Origin of the sequence: Flectobacillus longus, from assembly GCF_030056705.1 — a bacterium.
In the GTDB taxonomy this organism is placed as follows: Bacteria; Bacteroidota; Bacteroidia; order Cytophagales; family Spirosomataceae; genus Flectobacillus; species Flectobacillus longus.
The window spans coordinates 42,686-64,453 of sequence record NZ_JASHIC010000013.1 but is presented as its reverse complement, the minus strand read 5'-3'; the positions used below and the strand labels follow the sequence as shown (position 1 = coordinate 64,453).

Here is a 21,768-nt window from a genome sequence, read left to right as displayed (position 1 = left end):
AATTTTCTGCATACTTTCAAGGAAGTAAAACACTCTACTCTTACATTTGTAAAAGTTTGATTCTCACAACACTTCACGTCCAACCATCTATTTATCTCAACCCAAAACCTCTATGTTAGCACAAAATGATTTTCTGGCACAAGCCAAAATTGGCAATAACCAACCTTGGAGATATGTCGTAGGTATGATTTTGGTACTGCTAGCGCTATTGATATTTAGTATTCCACAATTGCTAGTTACAGATATAAAAGGAGGATACCCAACTGTGGCTTCGCACTGGTATTTATTGGTGGCAATAGGCAGTTTTGCTGGAGGGCTTTTAACATTATGGGTATGGTTGCAAAACAGTCATCATCGAGCTTTTCAAACACTGATTACTCCACAAAGCTCAGTAAATTGGAAGCGTGTTGCTAGTTCTGCGGCAGTATGGTTGGTATGTACCGCAATCGTAGAATTTGGTATGTATCTGGTTTTTCCAGAGATGTACCGATTTACTTGGAATCCTCAACAATGGTTGCCTGCATTTATTGTTGGTTTCTTATTTTTGCCTATTCAAACTAGTTGTGAAGAACTCATATTTAGAGGCTATTTATTTCAGGCAATTGGCTCTCGGAATGTGGTTGCAGGGCTAATCATAAGTTCTGTATTTTTCGGATTAATGCACAGCGCCAATCCCGAAACGGCAAAGGTGGGCTTTGGGCTTGCTATGACATACTATATCGGAGTAGGTTTATTTTTTGCCTTATTAACCTATTTTGATGGAAAATTGGAACTAGCTTTGGGAATACATGCTTCTAATAATATCTATGCTTTTTTATTTGTGACCTATCCTGATAGCGCATTGCCTTCGCCTTCTGTTATAACCATGACCGAATTGAATTTTCCGCTTATGATTGTAGGCTGGTTGTTGGCAGTGGTATTATATACGGTGACTATCAAATGGGTGTTTAGGTGGATATAGAAAGTTAAGTATAGGATTTTGAGATAACGTGAAACAAATCAATATTTTCTTAAATAAAATAAACATTTTACCTAATGTGTACGGCCTACAGCCTATTGCATAATAAGGTAAAAACAGTCTGAGAATTTTAAAGTAAACTAACGACTATGCAACTTTCTGAAATCTGGATTTATCCTGTCAAATCTCTAGGTGGTTTTAGTGTACAACAAACAGAAGTAACTACCCGTGGACTAAAATATGATCGTCGATGGATGCTTATTGATACCGACAATGTGTTTGTAACTCAGCGACAAGTGGGAGGTTTAGCGTTGTTTAAAACGGCTATTGAAGAAAATACACTTTATGTTACCCATAGTCCTACAGGCAAAACCCTACCAGTAAACATGAGTTTATACCAACCTATAGCCATTACTGTAGAGGTTTGGGACGACGAAATGGATGCTTATGAAGTATCCGAGGAGGCTAGTGCATGGTTTAGTGAACTACTCGGCAAACCCGTAAGATTGGTTTATATGCCCGACGAAAGTTTACGCCCTGTCGACCCAAAATATGCCCAAACGCCTGAAGATATAACTTCCTTTTCGGATGGATATCCTATTTTGGTGATTGGACAGTCGTCGTTGGATGATTTGAATAATCGCCTAGAAAAGCAAATTCCGATTAATCGTTTTCGTCCAAATTTTGTCTTTACTGGTGGCAATGCCTTTGAAGAAGAGTCATGGTTTGAGTTTTCGATAGGAACAACATCTTTCAAAGGCGTAAAGCCATGTGCAAGGTGTATTGTTACTACTTTGAACCACGAAACAGGACAAAAAACGGGTAAAGAGCCATTACATACCCTTTCGACTTATAGAAAGGTAGGCAATAAAATTTTATTTGGTCAAAATGTACTGATTGTACAAACTGGAACGGTGAGTGTAGGAGAAGAAATAACAGTACAAACAACACGCCAATTGGCTAAGTTTTCGGTAAGTTAAAAGCTATACAAAGCAATTTAGCGCTTAGATTGTGGCGGTAGCAGTTGAATATGATACTAAAGCGCTTTTTAGAAGTAATAAACCTATTAAGTCTGGATGTAGTAGTAGGAGCCATGATTTGTCATTCGGCTTTTTTACGACTACCAGAAGGCAAATTTACCCATGCAACAACCAGTACGTGGTTGTTGGGTATTGCGGTGTTTATTATATACACCTTAGATAGACAATTGGATAACTTGAAGCCCGAACAAATAGCAACACCAAGGCATCGTTTTCATAAACAATATGCCAAAGCTTTAAAGCTATCTGTAGCCTTGGCCATGTTGCTGGGAATTTATCTTTTGGGGCATATTACCTACTTAACCTTGATGGTAGGTTTTGGTATTGCCTTTATCACGTCTATTTATTTGGTAGTAGTGAGTAAATTATCCTCAGATAGTATCTTTCAAGCTTACAAAGAACCTGTTACGGCTTTTGTATATGCGTCGGGTGTATGTGGAACAGCCATAGTACAACATTCGAGAGTGTTTAGCTGGATAGATTGGGCATTGGCAGGCGTATTTTTTGTGATAGCCTTTCAAAATCTATTGCTTTTTTCAGCATTTGAACAACAAAAATATCCACAAGTACATTCTTTAGGGTCAATGTGGGGAGCACGTGCTTCTCGAAAAATTTTATATGGACTTTTTGTAATCAATTTCATAGCAACATCATTTATCCTTTGGCATAGTACGTATTCATATTCGATGGGTTTAGGGATCGTAGAAATCATCATGAGTACCATACTAGTGCTAATAACGTATTTTGAATCATTTTTTGTGAAAAATGACCGTTATCGTTGGGTAGGAGATGGTATATTTTTAATTCCCTTATTTCTTTTTATTCTGATTTGATGAGCGAGCAATTAACTCCACTACCTGCAAAAAAATCGCCTTATGAGGCGTTGAAATATCCACAGTTTGTGGCATATATGTTTGCCAATAGTTTTATTACAATGGCCTTGTTGATTCAAGAAGTATTGCTTGGATACGAGATGTACAAGGTCACTCACGACCCTATGGCGCTGGGGCTCATTGGCTTGGCAGAGGCACTTCCTTATATCTCTTTGGCTTTGTTTGGAGGGCATTTGGCTGACCTTTATAACAAGAAAACCATTTTGATGCTCAGTTTGAGTGTCATCATTTTGAGTTCGGTTATTTTGGTATGGGCTACACATTCAACTACCCAGTTGCCACAGCACAACCTATTACCCATCATTTACGGAGTAATATTTTTGATTGGCTTGGCCAAAGGTTTTTATTCTCCAGCGTCTTCGTCATTAAATCCTTTTCTTATTCCAAAAGAAGTATTTGCCAATGCAACCACATGGGCAAGTTCTTTTTGGCAAGCAGGAGCTATTTTGGGTCCAGGTTTAGCAGGTTTTATGTATGCTTATTGGGGTTTGACTAATTCGCTTTGGTTTGTGGTTGCGCTTTTGTGTACAGTCATGCTCTTGATTAGTACCATCACAGCACCGCCAATTCCTGAAAAGGTAGAGGAAAAAGTAAATATTTTCCAAAGTCTCAAAGAAGGTATTGCTTTTGTTTTCAAAACAAAAATTATTCTCTATTCTATTTCGCTCGATTTGTTTTCGGTATTGTTTGGAGGAGTAATAGCGCTGTTGCCTATCTATGCCGAGGATATTCTTAAAGTAGGAGCAGAAGGTTTGGGCGTGTTGCGTGCAGCACCATCAATTGGAGCTATTTTAACCATGTTTATGATGGTATATTTCCCACCATTAAAACACGCTTGGCGAAATTTATTGCTGGCAGTGGGAGGTTTTGGATTGGCAACTTTGATTTTTGCGGTTTCAACAAACCTGTGGATTTCGGTGGTTGCTTTGTTTTTTACGGGCGCCTTTGACAGCGTAAGTGTAATTGTACGTCAGACGGTTTTGAGGTATTGGACGCCCGACGAAATGCGTGGACGCGTGTCGGCTGTGAATGGTATTTTTGTGAGTTCATCCAACGAAATTGGAGCTTTTGAATCAGGCTTGCTAGCTAAGCTTATGGGAACAGTCCCATCTGTACTATTTGGTGGTACAATGACTATGATTATTGTATCTATCGTGTGGATTCGCTCAAAAGAATTATTTAAAATGAAGGTGACAGATTAGCTTTCCAAATAGCTTCAAAAAAGATTTTTACCATAATTAAAGCCGTTGTACCACTATGGTATAATGGCTTTAGTACTTCTGAGAAAGAAATGTCTACTTTTGGCACGCTATTTGTTTTTTGCTTTGTAAATTTTCTGACATTCTTTCAAAAGTTTGATGTTCAGAGTTTCGCCAAAATAGTAGTTTAAGTATTAACCAACTTCTTGTAGATGCTCCTTTTTATCTACAGAAATCAAACAAGGCTAAGCGGATTTCATAGAGCATTTTACTCTGTAAATTGAATGCACTAAATATGAAAATCAAAGAGTTATGTTTCTAAACTTGTTTTAAGAATCATTTCTTTATCATTCAATATACTTACTTTGTAAAACGATTTAGCCTAAAACCCTATCATGAACAAATCATTACATATTCTACTGAGTATAGTATTACTCTTTGCTATTTCTGCAAACAGCGCTTGGGGACAAGCTAAGTTTAAGGCAGCAAATAGAGAGTATGAGCAACTTAGTTACATGTCAGCCATTCGCTTATACGAAGATGTACTATCTGATTCAAAATTAGATGTAGCCGTTCGTAAAGAAGCATTAAAAAAACTGGCGTATTGTTATCGTCGTATTCAAGATACCAAAAATGCAGAAAGAGCTTATAGTGACCTATTAAAAAATTTCCCAGACGTAGAAGCTGAGAATTACTTGTATTATGCACAGGCTTTAGCTTCAAATGGCAAATACCGTGACTCACAAAAATACTATTCGGTTTACGGAGAAAAACAAACGGCTGATGTTCGTAGCAAAAAGTTTACGGTTTCATATATGGAAATGGGTCGCTTTTATAGAGACTCTTCTTCATATCAAGTCGAATATCTTCCTATCAACTCAAATCAGGCTGACTTTAGCCCGATGTTTTACAAAGGAGGTTTAGTGTTTTGTTCTGCTCGTGATGAATCGGGTGTTGTGAAGCGTGTTTATGGCTGGAACCAGACGCCATTTTTGGATTTGTATTTTGTGCCAGATACGGCGCAGCTCAAGTCGGGTATGGTACAAAAAGCAGCAGCTTTGGGTGGAGTTATTGCGAGTAATAGCAATAAAACTTTAAAATCAACAGGCGAAGTAAATAAGGTGGAAGAATTTAGCCGTGTGATTAATACAAAATATCACGAGGGTCCAGCTGTATTCTTTCAAGGCGAACAAAAAGCAATTTTTACTCGTAACAATTTTAATAAAGGCAAAACCAGAGAATCCAAAGATGGTACCAATAAGCTGAAATTATACATTGCTGATTTAGTAAAAGACAATTGGAGTAATATCAAAGAACTACCATTTAATTCTGATGAATATTCTTGCGGACACCCAGCTTTGACACCTGATAATACCAAATTATATTTTGTGTCAGATATGCCTGGTGGTTATGGTGGAACAGATATTTATGTGGTTGAATACAGCGACGGGAATTGGGGAACACCTGTGAATATGGGAAAAGAAATCAACACAGAGGGTAACGAAATGTTCCCATTTGTTGACCCAACAGGAAACCTCTTTTTTGCATCTGACGGTCATGAAGGATTAGGCGGACTCGATATGTTTTTTGCAGAAATTAAAGATGGGGTAGCTTATAGAGGTGTTAATAATTTAGGCGCACCACTCAATTCACCACAAGATGATTTTGGTATTATTACTGATGCGACTCGTACAAGTGGATTTTTCTCGTCAAACCGTAAGTCAGGTTTGAGTGACGATAATATTTATAGCTTCAAACGAGTTTGCCGTCCGTTGACTTTGATTGTGTATGATGCGGCATCAAAACAACCGCTCGAAAACGTAGACGTTCGTATTACTGTAAATGCAGAAAGTCGTGAGTTAAGAGTGACAGGCGTTGATGGCTCGACTAGTATTTGCATGGAAGCCAATGCAGAGTATGAGTTTAAAGCCATTAAAGAAGGCTATCTTATGAACTCGGTGGCATATTCTACCAAAAGTAATACTGCTCAGAAAACGACCTTAGAGTTATATCTCGAAAAAGCTCCTTTGGCAGTGTTGAAAGGTGTAGTAAAATCTGAAGTAAACGACCAACCTATGGCTGGTGTTCAGGTAACTTTGGAAAATGAAAAAGATAAGACTAAGCAAACTGTAACAACAGGACCAGATGGTGGCTATGAGTTTCAGGTAAAACCTGGTGATGACCATAAACTTACAGCTGAGAAAGATAAGTATGCAACTAACACCGAAAAAATTGGCAAAGTTAAGTCAAGTGGTGAGGTTGTTGAAAATATTCAAGGTATGTATGGCGAAGGAGATATTTTCAAGTTGAAAAATATTTACTACGACTACGGAAAGTTCTTTATTCGCCCAGACGCAGCTCGTGAACTTGAAAAGACATTGTTGCCACTACTGCGTAAATATCCAGCAATGACCATTGAGATTCGTTCGCATACTGATGCTCGCTCGAGTGATAACTTCAATATGCAACTTTCGGCAAACCGTGCCAGAGCTGTGGTCGACTACCTAGCTATGCGAGGTATTGACCCATCAAGATTAGTGTCAAATGGATATGGCGAAACAGAACTGGTGAATGAATGTGTGGATGGAATAATTTGTGATGAAAAACAACACCAAGAAAACCGCAGAACAGAGTTTAGAATTATATCTGTAAAATAACAATCGTAATAAAGAGAAATTTAGATGTGTTTTTAGGTTAGAAAAATAAAAGCCCTTCGCTTGAAGGGCTTTTATTTTATCAATACTTTATCAAAAGATATAGTTAAAATTGAAAGCTACATTAATGAAGTTGAATTATGATGAAGTAATAAAGAAGGCTTTATATTCACAATTCTCATTCAAAATTCTACAATTGACTATAATCCTTGTGCTGTACGTTGGATAAAGGCTGTTAGGTCGGCTCCTGTCAACAAGTTTTGTGATAGTAATGCCAAGTCATATACCTGTTTTGCCAAGCGTTTTTGTTCGCTTTCCTCTTCTGTTTTAAGAATTTTATTAATCAAAGGGTGATTAGCATTTACAGCAATGGTATAATTATTAGGCATAGCTCCAAACATACCCATGCCACCACCTAGTTTTGACATATCGCTCATACGGCGCATAAATTCATTTTGGGTAACGATAGCAGGCAGCTCGTCTACTGGCATAGCCTCAACTTGTACCGACTTATTTTTATCGTTGATTACCTCGTCGAATACCTTTTTAACTGCTTCTTTTTCTGAGTCAGAAAGTACAGCTTCCAAGGCAATACCTTTATCAATCAGCTTTTCTACCGTATCAGCATCAACACGTTTAAGGTTAGTTTTTACCAACTTGGTTTCAAGCATATTGATAAAATGACTATCCAAAACAGCATCTAATTTCAAAACATCATAGCCACGTTTAGTCGCTGATTGGATATATCCGTCTTGTCCTTGTAGGTCAGTAGCATAAAGATAGACAACATCATCGTTTTTATCTTTCTGATTTTCCTGTGCAAACTCGGCGTATTCATTCAAAGTGTAGTACTTGCCCGAAGTACTTTGTAACAAACAGAAGTCTTTTGCTTTATCATAGAACTTCTCATCTGAAATCATTCCGTATTTTACAAAAAGACCGATGTTTTCGAATTTCTCTTCAAAGCCAGCACGGTCATTTTTGAATAAATCATTCAGTTTTTCAGCTACTTTTCTAGTAATATAGTTGTTGATTTTCTTAACATTAGAGTCAGCTTGTAAGAAACTTCTTGAAACGTTAAGAGGAATATCTGGCGAGTCGATTACACCATGCAACAACATCAAGAACTCAGGAACTACATCTTTTACTTCATCAGTAATAAATACCTGACGGCTGAAAAGTTGAATTTTTTCTCTTTGTAATTGCAATTCGTTTTTCACTTTCGGGAAATACAGAATACCTGTCAAATTGAAAGGATAATCTACATTCAAGTGAATCCAGAAAAGCGGTTTTTCAGACATTGGATAAAGCTCTTCATAGAACTTCAAATAATCTTCATCAGTCAAATCAGCAGGTGATTTTGCCCAGATAGGAGTAGGGTTGTTGATGATGGCATCTTCAAATTCAATCTCAATCGGAAGGAATTTGCAGTATTTATCAAGAATTTGTTTTAGTCTAAAATTCTCAAGGAATTCTAATGAATCATCAGCCACATACAAAATAATATCAGTACCTCTTCTTTCACGAGTAGCTTCTGAAATTTCAAATTCAGTCGAACCATCACAAGTCCATTTCACAGCTTGTGCGCCTTCTTGAAAAGATTTTGTAATAATATCTACTCTTTCAGCAACCATGAAGGCAGAGTAAAAGCCAAGTCCGAAGTGACCAATAATTGCTTTTTCATCACCTTTATCCTTGTATTTTTCAACAAACTCAGTAGCTCCCGAAAAGGCAATTTGATTGATATACTTTTTCACCTCATCGGCAGTCATACCAATACCCGAATCGGAGATAGTAATCGTACGAGCATCTTTATCAAAGCTTACTTTTACCTTCAATTCACCAAGTTCACCTGAGTATTCACCAATGGCTGATAAGCGTTTCAATTTTTGAGAAGCATCTACAGCATTAGATACCAACTCACGTAAGAAGATTTCATGATCAGAGTACAAAAACTTCTTAATAATAGGAAAGATGTTTTCGGTATGAATCGAGATGTTACCTTTTTCTTGCATGGTCATTTTGTCATTAATAATTTATAAAAATACAAACCAAATATTCATAGAATGAAGTCTAAATAGACATAGCGATATAGACAAATACGATTCCAAAGCCACATAAAATGCCAAATTGTCAGCGCTTACGTATAAAGTCCTGTCATCTAATAAAATAAAGGCAGAAAATCTTGACAGAATAATAAATTTTTATTTGATTTGTATAATCAAAGCTAATATCGGATAAGATAGGTGCTTCGCTCGCAATTAATAAATTTATATACTTCCTTTCGTTACCTTAATTGGTGTCTTCTCAGTTAATGTGCTATTCAAGTACATTGGTTGTATCTTATTGTATTTCATGAAGTTTTTATTTAAGCAAAATTTTGGCATAGTTTTGGCTTTGCTGGCCTGTTACATTTTTTGTAGACTGATCAGCAAAATTAAATTGATTTAGCATTGTCGAATTTTTATGACAAAGTCCGTAAATCGAGGATATGCGCTTGATTTAGTAGTAGCACAAAAAGGCAGCTAATAGCTCACTTAAAGAGTTGGGCATTTGGCACAGTTTTGGTACATTTTCCATACAATCTCATTGATATTGAGACGCCTAAAAGTGACTAAATCATGCAAATCCGAAGTTCGAATAAAGCTAGTCGATAAAGCAAGATTTTGGTATCCTCCTAAGTAATTAAAACATTAACAAGAAATCGGATGAAAAAAACATTTACATTCGAGATTGGCGCTAGTCGTCAAGCGAATCATAGGTTTTCATCGCATTTGCAGCCTAAAGTAGAAAATTCCCAAAGTGCTTCTGATAGCATGTTTGCTGTTATGCCCCTAAGTGAAGATTCTTCTCTTGTTGATATTCCTTCCAATTACTTGTTGGATAGCCCAAACGAACAAGGTCCTAGTAGTGAATTTTATCAATTAAACATACAGCAAATGAATCTTTTTACTTACCTGACACGAGCAGCTAATAATCTATTTCAGCTTCGAGGTGCAAGCAATATGAGTAGTGCTACTCTATTGTCAAAATCTTGTAAGGTGAAATCTGTGTTGGACTTATGCGCAAGTTGGGGTTTGTCTACATTAACCAACCTCCTTACTTCGAATAAGAAAGAACAATTATTAGCAAGTTCATTGAATGGTTTTTCTACCCTTCGAACTGTATTCGCTTCTTTAATCCTTACCTTACTTACAGCTTGGACGGCAGTGGCTAGTCCAGACTTGTCTTTAACGGCTACAATAAGCAATGGTAATCCCAATCCAGGAGATTTGGTTACTTATATTATTAAGTTAAACAATAGTACAGGAGATAAGGCTACCAATATTTCTGTAAAGGATTCTTTGCCTTCAACGCTGGAGTCCATTGTGTACTCGAGCCCTGCTTCGGGAGTTACCTATGACAATGTCAATAAAAAATGGGTAATCACACAGTTGCTAGGAAATACAGAGATAACACTTCAAGTTCAGGCAAGAGTTAAAAACGGCGACCTCGGAAGAGGAATCGCCTATGCTAGTTTTGAGGTAGCTGCTCAAACTGAACCAGATACAGATTCAAAACCTAACAATCATAATATTAATGAGGACGATCAAGCGGCTGTATGTTTTTCTGTCCCAACGTATTTTTCGATTGGAAGTGTTTTTGAAGTTTCAGCACCAAAAGGACTTACTAATGTAGTATGGACTAGACGTATTGGAACTAGTGGTGTAGTTACAGCTATTACAGCTACAGCTTCGGGTTCGGGAGCTTATGTTCAGAATGGCGTATTATATGTGGAAAATGTTACAGATTATACAGAGTTTACGTTCACTGCTACTAATTCAACATGTCCAGTAACAGGATGTTGTCCTGTGAAGTTTATACCTGATCCTTATGGTTCGATTGGGGATTATGTTTGGAGTGATGTGAATGCTAATGGTATTCAAGATGCAACAGAAACAGGATTGTCAGGTATAAAAGTAGATTTATATACAAGCGCAAATACATTTGTCAAAACCGTTACTACAACATCAACAGGTTATTATTTATTTGATAATCTAAATTCAGGTACTTACCAAGTAAGAATTACACTTCCAACAAAGAGCCAAATAACAAAAGCTAATCAAGGAAGTGATGATACGAAAGACAGTGATTTTAGTGCGTTGGGTCGTAGTCAATTCATTACGATAAACACAACATTGGCTGTTACAGATACATTAAGAAATAACCCAAATGTTGATGCTGGTATTGTTCCTTTGGGCTCTATTGGCGATTATGTATTTAATGATAATAATAAAGATGGTATTCAAAACTCAGGGGATACACCAGTTGCTGGTTTAAAGGTATCTTTATTAGATAAAAATGGGAATGTAATTGGTACTACAACAACTGATGCAAGTGGTAAATATGAGTTTATAGTAGCTAGTGGACAATATTATGTATTGTTCGACAAACCTGCTGGTTCTACCTTTACATTAACAGGTAGAGGCACATCGTCTACTGACTCAGATGCTGGGACAGACGGCAAAAGCTTGCTTATTACAATAGATGCTACAAGGCCAGTTGGAGACCCTGCACGTGATAATAAAGATATTGATGCTGGTATTATTCCTAGCTGTAATGTAACAACGGGTAATCTATTGGCAAGTACATCAAGTTTGTGTTTACCAACAGGAGGATCGTTGACTCTTACTGCATCTGTTTCAACAACACCAACAATCCCAACTGGATATGTTGTAAGATACCTTTTGAGTAAAGGTACTACAAACGTAATTGTTCAGACAGGAACGACTCCAAGCTTCTCTGTAAATGCAGCTGATTCATATAAAATTCATACTATAGTATATAATACTACAGATTTGAACTTAACTACAGCTATTACATTAGGTACTACTAAACTTTCAGATTTGCAAACGACCATTTCTGGAAAATGTTTGGCGCTTGATGCGACAGGCGTAGGCTTCAATGTAACTAGTAATCCAGATATGCCAAATGTGATTGCCTCTACTAGCACATTGTGTGCAGGAGATGTAACTACCTTGACAGCATCGGGTACAGGTTCTTCTTATAAGTGGTACACATTGCCAACAGGTGGAACTGCGTTTGCTACTACAGCAAGCGTTCAGGTTACTCCGACTACCAATACCACTTATTATGTAGAGACTGTAAATACTAATGGATGTACTAGCGCTAGAAAAAGTATTTCTATCGTAGTAAATCCAAAACCAACCACTCCTACGGTGTTAGCTTCTTTAGCCAACCAATGTTCACCAACTGTTACAACGACAGTGAACTTGGCATCAGCTATTACAAGTACTCCGTCAACAAGTGGTGGTGTATTTGAATGGAGAACAGGCTCGACACCATCTGCATCTTTGGTAGCAAATCCAGCAGTAGTAGGAGCCGGTACTTATTACTTGTTTGAAAAATCGACCACAGGTTGCTATAGCTCACCTGCAGTTGTGACAGTAAATATTGCTCCATGTGAATGTCCAAATCCTGCTTCAGTAATCGTGGCTGCTATTCAATCACAGTGCGTAGGTAGTTTCACACAGTTGCAACTATCAGCTACTTTAGGCGGAGGAGCAACAAGCGGAACGTGGACAACAACAGGAACAGGTACATTTGATAATGTATCTAGTGTATCTGCAAAATATACTCCTTCATCTGCTGATGCGACAAAAGGTTCAATCGAGTTTACGTTTACGACTAATGACCCAGATGGTAGTGCTACATTATGTACAGCATCTAGTTCTAAGACAATCTTTACTTATAAAGCACGTCCTTCAAAACCATCAAACTTGTCGGCTAGCTCACAAGTGTGTTTAGGACAGTCTAATACTCTTACTGCTGAAAGTGCAGGTAACACGATTAAATGGTATACAACTGCAACAGGAGGATTATCAGTAGGTACAGGAACAAGCTTTACTGTAACACCTACAGCAGCAGGTACAGTAATGTATTATGCAGAAGCGGTAAGTCCAGAAGGTTGTATTAGCGAAAGAGCATCTATCAACTTTACAGCTAATCCATCACCAACCACTCCTACGGTGTTAGCTTCTTTAGCTAACCAATGTTCACCAACTGTTACAACGACAGTGAACTTGGCATCAGCTATCACAAGTACTCCGTCAACAAGTGGTGGTGTATTTGAATGGAGAACAGGCTCGACACCATCTGCATCTTTGGTAGCTAATCCAGCTGTAGTGGGAGCTGGTACTTATTACTTGTTTGAAAAATCAACTACAGGTTGCTATAGCTCACCTGCAGTTGTGACAGTGAATATCACTCCATGTGGCTGTCCAAACCCTGCTTCAGTAATCGTAGCTGCTATTCAATCACAGTGCGTAGGTAGTTTCACACAGTTGCAACTATCAGCTACTTTGGGCGGAGGAGCAACAAGCGGAACGTGGACAACAACAGGAACAGGTACATTTGATAATGTATCTAGTGTATTTGCGAAATATACTCCTTCATCTGCTGATGCGACAAAAGGTTCAATCGAGTTTACATTTACGACTAATGACCCAGATGGTAGTGCTACACAATGCTCAGCAGCAGTATCAAAAACTATCTTTACATATAAAGCACGTCCTTCTGCTCCGACCAACTTATCGGCAAATGCAATTTGTTTGGGCGAATCCACGACACTAACAGCTGATGGTGGAGGCAATATAATTAAGTGGTACACAACTGCAACAGGAGGTACTTCGGTAGGGACAGGTTCTAGTTTCAACGTAACACCAACAATAGCAGGAACAATTACTTGTTATGCAGAGGCTGTTACTGCTGATGGTTGTACAAGTGAGAGAGTGGCAATTAATTTCACAGTTTATCCTCGCCCTACAACTCCAACAGTATTGGCATCTCTAGCTAACCAATGTTCACCAACTGTTACAACGACAGTGAACTTGGCATCAGCTATTACAAGTACTCCGTCAACAAGTGGTGGTGTATTTGAATGGAGAACAGGCTCAACACCATCTGCATCTTTGGTATCTAATCCAGCTGTAGTAGGAGCCGGTACTTATTACTTGTTTGAAAAATCGACTACAGGTTGTTATAGCGCACCTGCAGTTGTGACAGTGAATATCACTCCATGTGAATGTCCAAACCCTGCTTCAGTAATCGTAGCTGCTATTCAATCACAGTGCGTAGGTAGTTTCACACAGTTGCAACTATCAGCTACTTTAGGCGGAGGAGCAACAAGCGGAACGTGGACAACAACAGGTACAGGTACATTTGATAATGTATCTAGTGTATCTGCAAAATATACTCCTTCATCTTCAGATGAAACAAAAGGTTCAATCGAGTTTACGTTTACGACTAATGACCCAGATGGTAGTGCTACATTATGTACAGCATCTAGTTCTAAGACAATCTTTACTTATAAAGCACGTCCTTCAAAACCATCAAACTTGTCGGCTAGCTCACAAGTGTGTTTAGGACAGTCTAATACTCTTACTGCTGAAGGTGCAGGTAACACGATTAAGTGGTACACAACTGCAACAGGAGGATCATCAGTAGGTACAGGTACAAGCTTTACAGTAACACCTACAGCAGCAGGTACAGTAATGTATTATGCAGAAGCGGTAAGTCCAGAAGGTTGTATTAGCGAAAGAGCATCTATCAACTTTACAGTGACAAGCTGTCAAACAACAGATTTAGCAGTTGTTAAAACAGTTACTGACGTAGCAAATACACAAACAACTCCTTCATATTTAGTAGGACAGACTATTAATTACTCGATTGTTGCTAAAAACTTAGGAGGCTCAGGTGCATCAACAGTTAAAGTAAAAGATGTACTTCCTGCTAGCTTATCATTTGTAAGTGCAGATCCTTCTGCTCAATATAATGCTTCGACAGGAGAATGGACAATTGGAGATTTGGCGGCTGGTGCTCAGGTTACCCTAAACATTAAGGCAACAATTCTTTCAAAAGGTAGTATTGTGAATGATGCTGAAATCTCAAGTCCAAGCGAAGACCCGACTAAATTAGGTAACAACAAATCAAGTGTATCTATTAATGCTATTGACTTGGCAGACTTGAGTTTGACGAAAACTGTTTCGAATGCTACTCCAAATATTAACGATGAAATTGTTTATACAATCACCGTATCTAATGCTGGACCACATGCCGCAACTAACGTTGAAATTCAAGATATACTTCCTGCGGGCATTAGCTTTGTTTCTAGTACTTCATTGACAAACAATAATGGAACTTTGACTGGTACGATTGCTAATCTTGCGAAGGATGCAAAAGTAGAGTTTACTTTCCGTGCTAAGGTGACATCAGGAGGCAAAATCACTAACGCCGCACAAATTACCAAGTCGGATGTGAAAGACCCTGATTCGACACCAAATAATGGTACAGATAAAAATGAAGACGACGATGATAGTGTAGATATTATTACTCCAACTGTTTGTAATGTAGCAGCACCAGCGCTTGCAGCTGAGAAAACAGCCATTTGTGCTGGGCAATCAGTAAACATCACGGCAGTAGGTTGTACAGGTCAGATTAAATGGAATACAGGTGAAACAACAGCATCAATTACTGTTACACCATCTGTAAATGCAACTTACACGGCAACTTGTACTGTAAACAATTGTACAAGTAATCCATCAGCTCCTGTTTCTATAACAGTTACGACTCCAACTGTACCAACAATAGTGGCTTCATCAACGTCTATTTGTGGTTCTGGTTCGGTAACGTTGACTGCTACAGGTTGTACAGGTACTGTTAAATGGTATGGTGGTGCACAAGCATTAACAGGTGCATCTGTAACAGTTAACCCAACTGTTACGACTACTTACTCTGCCACATGTACAGTTGCTAGTTGTGAATCAACTAAGTCACAAACAGTAACTATTACAGTTGGAACTCCAACACCTCCAGCGATTAGTCCAGCATTGTCAGCAATTTGCTCAGGTTCGCCATTGACATTAAGTGCAACAGGATGTGCTGGTGGTACAATCGAATGGTCAAATGGTATGACTGGCTCATCAATAACAGTTACGCCAACTGCTAGCACAAACTACACTGCTGTTTGTAAGATGGGAACTTGTACAAGTACTGCATCTAATACAGCAAGCGTAACAGTTTCTGAATTTGCTAAACCAACCATTGTGGCATCTAAGACTGCTATCTGTGTGGGTGAAAGTGTAACCTTGACTGCTACGGGATGTAATGGAACTATAAAATGGTCAGATGGTCAAACAGGAGCATCTGTAACAGTTAAACCTTCGGTTACAACTTCTTACAGTGCCACATGTACATCTACTAATGCTACTTGTAACTCTGGAGTGTCAAATACAGTAGAGGTTAAAGTAAATAGTGGTTCTATTGATGCTCCAATTGTAGTATGTGGAGACCAAGAAATTTGTGTTGGTCAAGAAGTAGTCTTCTTAGCATTAGGATGTCCTAGTGGAACAACAGTAAAATGGTCAAATGGTATGACAGGTTCATCAATTACAGTTAAACCAACAATCACTACTGTTTATTCTGCCGTTTGTTCATTAGGCGTATGTGAAAGTGTTAAATCTAACGAAAAAGAAATCGTAGTAAAACCAACAGTGGTAGTAACATTAGTTGCTTCAGCTGACAAGAATAATATCTGTGCGGGTTCTCCAGTAACATTAACAGCAAAAGGCTGTGAAGCAGGTAAAGTAACTTGGACTGGTGGATTAACTGGTTCAACTATTACTGTGAATCCAACAGTAACTACAACTTATACGGCCTTGTGTACTGATGTAGCTTGTGCTACAGATGCTAAAGCTACTGTTACAGTAAATGTAGCCACCGACCTATCAACACCTGTAATTGTAGCAAGTACTACTTCTCAGATTTGTGCTGGTACAGAAGTTACATTAACAGCAACAGGATGTACGGCTGATTTATTATGGAGTACGGGTGAAACTACCCAAAGTATCAAAGTGAAACCAACTGTTTCAACTGCATATACTGTTCAATGTAAATCAAATAGTTGTGCAAGCGCAACTGCAAAAACTTCGGATCCTGTAACTATTACAGTGGGTTCAAGTGTAGCACCTTTGATTACTGCATCAACAAATACAGTTTGTGCTGGAACTCAAGTAACACTCACTACCACAGGTTGTACTGGAACAGTAACTTGGTCTAATGGTAAAACAGGTGCATCGATAATCGAAACGCCAACTACCACAATGACTTACTCAGCTACTTGTAGTGGTGGTACTTGTGTGAGTGGAGAGTCTAATAAAGTAACAGTTACAGTTACTCCATTGGCAATTCCAACAATAAGTGTAGTATGTACATGCCCAGCGAAATTTATGTGCCCAGGTAGTTCAATGACATTAGTGGCATTAGGTTGTGAAGGTGGTACATATCAATGGTCTGATGGATTTACAGGTGCAATTCATACAGTAAGCCCAACTCAAACAACTAACTATACTGTCAAGTGTGTGACAAGTACTTGTACTTCGGCAGTATCTGCTGTAACTACGATTACTGTAGGCACTCCAACAGCTCCAGTAATTACAAGTGATGTATTAACTGCTTGTGCTGGTTCATCTGTGAACTTGACTGCAACTGGTTGTGATGGCGCTGTAATTTGGAGTGATGGTCAAATTGGTACAACAGTAAGCGTAAAACCAACAGCCAACACTACTTATACCGCAATTTGTAAACTTGATAAGTGTGAAAGTGGTAACTCAAATGAGTTGACAATCCAAGTAGGTAATTCTGCTAGTAAGCCATCTACTAAAGATTTGGTAAATGCTTGCCCAGCAACAACGGTTGATTTAACATCTGGTTTGCTAAGTACAGCTTCAAATGGTAGTTCATTTGAATTCAGAACAGGTACATCTAGCACTTCAACTTTAGTAAGTAATCCACAAGCTGTCTCAGCAACAGGCACTTACTATGTATTCGAGAAGTTTGCTTCAGGTTGTTACTCTGCTCCAGCAGCAATCAACGTATTTATTAATACAGATTGTTCTACGAAAAACTGTACAACAGCTCCTGCAGCAGTAAATGCTGGTGCTGATGCTACAATTTGTGATACTAAATCATATCAATTGAAAGGCGCATTTAGTGGAGCTGCAACTTTCATCACATGGAAGTCGACAGGTACAGGTACATTTGACAACCCATTGTTGCCAACAGCTACCTATACAGCTTCAGCACAAGATGTAACAAGTGGTTCAGTAAAATTATTCTTGATATCAAATGACCCAGATGGTACAGGCGCATGTGTGGCTGCTGTAGACACTATGGTTCTTACGATTAATGGAATTAAAATAAAACCAACCATTACCGTTTCTGGTAACTTGACTGCGTGTACGACTGATTCGGTAGGATTGAAAGCAATTGCTGGTTATCAATACAAATGGTATAAAGTTGGCTCTACTTCGGTAGTTTCAACTGCACAAGCAATCAATGTGAAAGGTTTGGGTAGCTATTATTATATCTTGAGCGATTCTAATGGATGTACTTCTGTACCATCAGATACTGCAACATTAAATCCTCTTGCAGATATTTCTGCTCCAGTGACTAAGAATATTATGATATCTTCTGGTCAAACAGCAAACTTAAATAGCTTAGTAACATCAACAACTCCAGCGGGTGCTACCTTGGTATTCAAATCTGGTGGTTTGGCAACATCTAATGATATAGCAACTCCATCTGCTGTTGGATTCGGAACATACTACGCATTCTATCGTACTGCACAAGGATGCTTCTCATCAGGTTCGCCAATTACAGTAAGTACTGATTTAGTAGTGATGGATTTGGCTGATATTGGTGTTGGTATAACAACCGACAAAGCAACCTACGCTGTTGGGGATACCGTAGTTACTACAGTGACTGTAGTAAACTCTGGCCCAAGAACGGCTAAAGGAGTTGCCATAAGCGTAATCATTCCAGGAACACTTACTTATGCTAGTCAGACAGGAGGTTTAATCCAAAATGGAAATACAATTGGTGTTAACATTGATACACTTGTAATGAATGGAAGTAAAACTTACACATTCAAATCAGTGGTAACAAGCACTTCGGAAGCAACCATTACTGTGTCTGCTACCTCTGCTACAGTAGATCCAAATACTGCTAATAACAAAGCGTCTGTTACAATCAATGCAGGAGTTGTTGATCCGAATGCTGCTGATGCTGCCATTGCAATAGTTGCAGATAAAACAGCCATTGGATTAAATGAAACAACAACAATAAAAGTAACTGTTTCTAATAATGGTCCTGCGACAGCTAAGGGAGTGAAAGTGACAACTACGATTCCAACAGGGTTTGAGTTGCTATCGGCAGAACCAAGTTGGGTTGTAAATGGAAATACTTTGACAGCTAGCTACGATTCATTGAAGAAAGGGGAGACTAAAGTATTAACATTCATTGCAAAAGGTATTACATCTGGTAATCTCTTATTTGGAGCAACTGTTGCTTCAACATTAGACCCTAAAACAGATAACAATACAGCAACAACCACCGTTCAGGTTGGTACAATCAACCCTACTGATTTAGCTGATCTTGCATTAAGCTTTACCACAGATAAGTCGATTGTATCGAAAGGTGATGAAGTAGTCTATACATTGAAAGTACAAAATAATGGACCTGCGACAGCATCAAATATCGAGTTGAGAGCATTGTTCCCTCAAGGATTAACATTCTTATCTGGAGATGTCGATAAAACTACTGATTCTGTCAAAGCGACAATCAGTAGCTTAGCAGTTGGAGCTTCGAAATCATTCTCTTATAGAGTGAAAGTAGATGAAGATAGAACAATTTCAACTACGGCGACAACCACTATGTATAGTCCAACAGACCCATTGTTGACTAACAATACAGCTACTGCAACGATTGTATCGACAAACGATACGCTATATGCAGATTTATCTGTAATCAAAACGGCAAGTGCAACAACAGTTAACAAAGACAGTTTGGTAACCTACACTATTAAGGTAACCAATGCTGGTCCTGCTAATGCCAAAAATGTTGTCTTGAAAGACTTCTTAGTAAGTAATTTGTCATATATCAGTGGAGACTTTACTTCAACTGGCAAAACGGCAACAGGTGACTCTTTGAGTGCTACTATTGCATCAATTGCAAAAGGAGAAACCAAATCGTTAACCTACAATGCACGTGCAGTATTACAAGGTGTTGCACCTAACACTGTATTTGTGGCAAGCTCAAGTAAGTTGGATGCTGTGAAGGATAATGATAAGAGTACCGTTGAAGTTAATATCATCAATAGAGTGGTGAATGACTGTAAACTTGGCTTAGCATTAGCAGTAATTGATACAAACCAAACTTCAACAGGTGTTTACAACGTGACTTACCAATTGATTGCGAAAAACTTCTGTAGCGATACTTTACGCAATGTTAGCTTAGTTGATTCGGTTGCGAAAAACTTCCCATCTCCAGCAACATTTACAGTAAGTACACCAGTATTGAAGAATACAGGAAACTTGGTAATCAATGAAGCCTTTGGCGCAAGTGATCCAAACTTAGTAAAAGCTGCTTCTAGCTTTATGATTCCAAACAAAGTTGATACCTTAATTTACACGGTAACACTTACATTAAACGGAAACAAAGGACCATTCTATAGCCAAGTGAATGGTTCAGGAATTGCACCAAGTGGTACAGTGACAGCTAAGTCTGCTGCTGGTACTGATGTAAGTGCAACTCCTAGCAGGACTGTAGTACGCTTCGACTTACCAAGAACATTAATTGGTGTGGCAAAAGAAGTGCTAGCTTCTGGTTTGAAACGTGAAAGCACAAATGAATGGACAGTCCCTTATGTAATTAGAGTTGTCAACATGGGTGTTAATAGAATCACGAAGTTATCAGTAACCGATGATTTGGATGCAGTTTATACTTCGAAAGGGGCTACAATTGTAGGTCAACCAACGGTTTCTACTAATCGTCCAGGTGTGAAAGTAAATTCTAAATACACTGGTTCTGGTTTGAATATCGATTTAGTATTACCTGATTCTTCTGCGCTAGGTGTTGGTGATTCAGTATCTATCAACTTGGCTGTAAGAGTTAACACTACTGCTGCTACAGACTCTGTATTCAGTAACGTAGCAATTGGTAAAGGTACAGGTACAGATGGCTTGACTTATGAGGATATTTCAACGGCTGGTTCTGATCCAGATCCTGATAAAGATGGTGATCCTTCAAATAACAAGGTAGCAACTTCTGTAACATTGAGTAATCCAGTAAAACCATTAGGAGATGCCGCAATTGGTGTAGCATTGTCAGCTAGCAAACCAGTGATGCAAACGGATAGTACATTCAATGTGAAATTCAAATTGGTTGCTCGTAACTATGGTAAGGATACCCTAAACAATGTGGCTCTTGCCAACCATATTCAATCTAATATTGGTCAGCAAGTCACAGCTTGGTCATTGGTAGGTAAACCAACACTTGTTAGTGGAAAAGTAAAACTTGATTCATTGTTCGATGGAATTGCTGATACAACACTTACCGTAGCAAGTAGTACGTTTAAGTTTGCTAAAGGTGACAGTATCGTGATTGAGTACACATTGAATATTCGCGAGCCACTTCAAGATACGATTTATACACAGGCTAGTGCTACTGGTATAAGTATTGCAGATGCGACGAAGATAGCATTTGACTTGTCAACCGCAGGTGCCAACCCAGACCCTAATGGAGATGGAAACCCTGCTGAAAATGCTAAAACTCCAGTAATCTTTGATGCTTCAGTTGTAACAGATAGTCCATTTATCCCAGAAGGATTCTCTCCAAATGGTGATGGAATTAACGATAAATTCGTAATTCAACCATTGAACCCTGATCAACGCATTGAGTTGAAAATCTTCAATAGATGGGGTAGCCTTGTCTACGCTTCGAGTGATTATCAAAATGACTGGGGTGGCGAATCAAACCAAGGTGTGAAAGTAATCGGTGACGGTCAAGGCTTACCAGATGGTTCTTACTTCTATAGCTTCACACGTTATGATAGAACAACAGGTGAAATTATTTTAACTCAAGGTAAAAACACAGTAGTTAGATATTTCACAATTGCTAGATAATACA

General features: G+C 38.5%; 7 protein-coding genes. 6 read left to right on the top strand and 1 reads right to left on the bottom strand.

Annotation, left to right across the window (positions count from 1 at the left end):
• Window positions 1-112: 112 nt before the first annotated feature.
• The 5 genes from QM491_RS10870 to QM491_RS10850 all read left to right on the top strand — a co-directional run bounded on the left by QM491_RS10870 (window position 113) and on the right by QM491_RS10850 (window position 6,747).
• Window positions 113-961 (top strand): CPBP family intramembrane glutamic endopeptidase, encoded by an 849-nt coding sequence (locus QM491_RS10870; RefSeq protein ID WP_283327521.1) that lies wholly within the window; start codon window positions 113-115, stop codon window positions 959-961.
• 146 nt (window positions 962-1,107) lie between these two features.
• Entirely contained in the window at window positions 1,108-1,938 is an 831-nt protein-coding gene (locus QM491_RS10865; protein WP_283327520.1) for an MOSC domain-containing protein, read from the top strand.
• 50 nt (window positions 1,939-1,988) lie between these two features.
• Entirely contained in the window at window positions 1,989-2,831 is an 843-nt protein-coding gene (locus tag QM491_RS10860) for a hypothetical protein (protein WP_283327519.1), read from the top strand.
• Window positions 2,831-4,093, top strand: a complete 1,263-nt coding sequence (locus tag QM491_RS10855) for an MFS transporter (protein WP_283327518.1) — start codon at window positions 2,831-2,833, stop codon at window positions 4,091-4,093. Before QM491_RS10860 ends, QM491_RS10855 begins: the two co-directional genes overlap by 1 nt.
• Before the next feature lie 392 nt (window positions 4,094-4,485).
• On the top strand, window positions 4,486-6,747 hold the full coding sequence (locus QM491_RS10850) for a carboxypeptidase regulatory-like domain-containing protein (protein WP_283327517.1): 2,262 nt from the start codon (window positions 4,486-4,488) through the stop codon (window positions 6,745-6,747).
• A 197-nt stretch (window positions 6,748-6,944) separates the two neighbouring features.
• Here QM491_RS10850 and htpG read toward each other — a convergent pair whose 3' ends face one another.
• Window positions 6,945-8,759 (bottom strand): molecular chaperone HtpG, encoded by a 1,815-nt coding sequence (htpG, locus tag QM491_RS10845; RefSeq protein WP_283327628.1) that lies wholly within the window; start codon window positions 8,757-8,759, stop codon window positions 6,945-6,947.
• Window positions 8,760-9,452: 693 nt separating this feature from the next.
• Between htpG and QM491_RS10840 the strand changes: the two genes are divergently transcribed.
• A complete protein-coding gene (locus tag QM491_RS10840; protein WP_283327516.1) occupies window positions 9,453-21,764 on the top strand; it encodes an Ig-like domain-containing protein in 12,312 nt (4,103 codons plus the stop codon).
• Window positions 21,765-21,768 lie beyond the last annotated feature (4 nt).